Origin of the sequence: Ligilactobacillus acidipiscis DSM 15836 (assembly GCF_001435755.1) — a bacterium.
GTDB classification, from domain to species: Bacteria; Bacillota; Bacilli; order Lactobacillales; family Lactobacillaceae; genus Ligilactobacillus; species Ligilactobacillus acidipiscis.
Genome location: NZ_AZFI01000338.1, coordinates 1 through 668 on the forward strand (window position 1 = coordinate 1; position 668 = coordinate 668).

General features: G+C 30.1%; 1 protein-coding gene. It reads left to right on the forward strand.

All coding sequences use genetic code 11. The features are described from left to right. Positions 1-67: 67 nt before the first annotated feature. A partial coding sequence (locus FC65_RS11010; protein ID WP_056972795.1) for a replication initiation protein occupies positions 68-668 on the forward strand: 601 nt, incomplete at its 3' end.

The window sequence follows — 668 nt, forward strand, 5'->3', positions numbered from 1 at the left end:
TTTACTTGTAAAATATCTCTTAATAGGGTATAAATATTTATAAGGTTTTAATTTAAGGAGTTTATTTATGAAAGATAAAAAAGTTGTCAATAAAAAAGCAAATCTTATGATTAATGATTTATTGGCTAGAGAGAATTATTTAGTCGTACAAGCAAATGACTTAGCTAAAGCGTTTGGAGGTCTAACTTCTTTTCAACATAAAATTTTAGACTTTGCTATTAGTTTTGTAAAAGCTGATAGCACTCCATTTGAGTCTTATGATGTTCAAATCCTCACTATACTCCACCATTTAGGTCTTAATACTTCTGGACAAAATTATAAAAGGGTCGCAGAAGCTTTTAAGGCCCTAAACGAAAACACAGCATTATATTTTAAAATAATGAAACCGAACGGAAAAATTGGCGTTCGTATGACGCAACTTTTTAGCAGGATTGATATATTCGAAGACGGTTCTATTAAATTTAAATTTTCCGAGGATGCTGCCCCTTATATTTTTGATCTTAGAAAAAATTTCTATTCTTTTAAATTGAGTGAACTAGCGACTATCAAATCAAAATACAGTTTAATTATGATGAAACTATGGGAAGCTAATAAAATGGGTGACGAACAAAACGTGTCAATCAGTGGTTCTTTAGAAGATTGGGAAAGTTGGTTTTTAGGAAAAGATA